The sequence below is a fragment of the Thiohalocapsa halophila genome, from assembly GCF_016583825.1.
GTDB lineage: Bacteria > Pseudomonadota > Gammaproteobacteria > Chromatiales > Chromatiaceae > Thiohalocapsa > Thiohalocapsa halophila.
Window position 1 is genome coordinate 1 of sequence record NZ_NRRV01000171.1, and the last position, 1802, is coordinate 1802.

Below are 1802 nucleotides of genomic sequence, written 5' to 3' on the forward strand. Positions count from 1 at the left end.
CTTCGCGGGCAGCGACGCTGCGCAGGGCAAGGGCCGCGAATCGGGCGGAGATTTGCCGTTAGGTGACGGTGGGCAAACTCATGGCTCGTCGCCGGAGCGCCCGAGCGACGACCTGCGGGGCATCCCCCCTCGCAGCGGCAGCCCGCAAGCGGCGGTTGACAACGGCTGACGCTGTGGCGGGGCCGGGGGCGCGCATCGTTGGCCGCGAGTAGCGATGGCACTCGGGCCGAGCCGCGCCTGGTGTCTAAGCCTGGTGACTTGGCCTTTGGCTCAGGGTCTCGGTGTATAGCTGAGCCTCTTATGTTTCCCGTCCAATTCTTGTGGTAATTCGGGCGCGGCCCATGGGGATGCCCATGTGGCGCTCCCGGCGCGGATGTGCTCAGCTCCTGTGCTTCCCCGGTTGAGGTACCGACTTTTGCTACCATGTCGTGCTCTCGTTGCGGACGTCCAGCACTTGAGAAGCGTTGATGCCCAGGCCTGACCCCATAGATGCGCTGTCCGACTCGGAACACCAGGCAGCATACGAGATCAAGCGCAGCACATGTTACGAGTGTGATGCCAATTGCCCGGTAGACGTGACTGTCACTCAGGGCCGAGCCGTTGCGGTCAGTGAGCCTGGGTGCCCCCGGGCAGAGGCGCAGCTGAGTCGTCAGTACCACCCGGAGCGGTTGCTCTATCCCCTCCGACGTGTGGGTCCGCGCGGCAGCGGAGCGTTCGAACGGATTTCTTGGGATTCTGCGTTGGATGTCATCGCCGAGCAGTTGCAACGCACCAAGGCGCGTCACGGCGCCCCCGCGGCCGGCTTCTTTGCCGGGTACACGAAGGAGGCAAGGCCACATCTGCAGCGCCTGGCGCATTCATTCGGTTCGCCCAACTTCCTCACAGAGTCAGGCTGCTGTTTTTCCGCAACTGCCGTCGCCGAGAGGCTAACCCTCGGGTACAAGATCAAGACGACCTCCACTGTTGCCTCGCCACGGACGCGGTGCATCCTGGTGTGGGGGACAAATCCGCCCGGCAGTATCATGCCGTTCGAAGAACACCACATCGCCCGCCCCAAGCGCGGCAGGGTCAAGATCGTCGTCGATCCAAGGCGCACCGAAACCGCCGCCACGGCGGATATCCATTTGCAGATCCGACCAGGTACCGACGGTGCACTGGCACTGGGCTTCCATCATCTGATCTTTGCGAACGGTTGGCAGAATCAAGCGTTCTTGGACGAATGGGCCAGTGGAGTCGGCGCCTTTCGTCGATATGTGCAAGGCTTCGAGCCGGCGCGAGTGGCCGAGATCTGCGGGATCGGCGAGGCCGATCTGCTGCGGGCCGCGGAGTTGTTCGCCACCAATCCACCCGCGCAAATCGCGTTGTCGCCCACCGCCACGGTACAACACAGCAACGGCTTCCAGAATCATCGGGCGATCATCTTATTGTCTGCCGTCACCGGGAATCTCGACCGGGAAGGTGGCAATCGGTTCTTCAACGAGAAGGCGACGCCCAAGCCCATAGACATGTTCGATGCCTGCCGCGATGCGTTGCCGCCCCGGATCGGCGAGGACGAGTTTCCGATCTGGACCAAGTATTGGCCAGCGGCGCACAGCATGTTGATGCCGGACTGCATGCTGACAGGTAAGCCGCAACCCTTGAGGGCGCTCTTGGCCATGGGAATCAACACGGCCATGTGGGCCGATTCCAAACGGATGGAGCGGGCGCTGGGCTCACTGGAATTCTTCGCCGTGAGCGACTTTTTCCATAACCCCGCCACCGTACAAGCCGATATCGTACTGCCCGCCGCCACAAATCTAGAA

General features: G+C 62.8%; 1 protein-coding gene. It reads left to right on the forward strand.

The genetic code is table 11. From position 1 onward, the window contains the following. Window positions 1-527 precede the first annotated feature (527 nt). A partial coding sequence (locus CKO31_RS25760) for a molybdopterin-containing oxidoreductase family protein (protein ID WP_322789216.1) occupies window positions 528-1802 on the forward strand: 1275 nt, incomplete at its 3' end.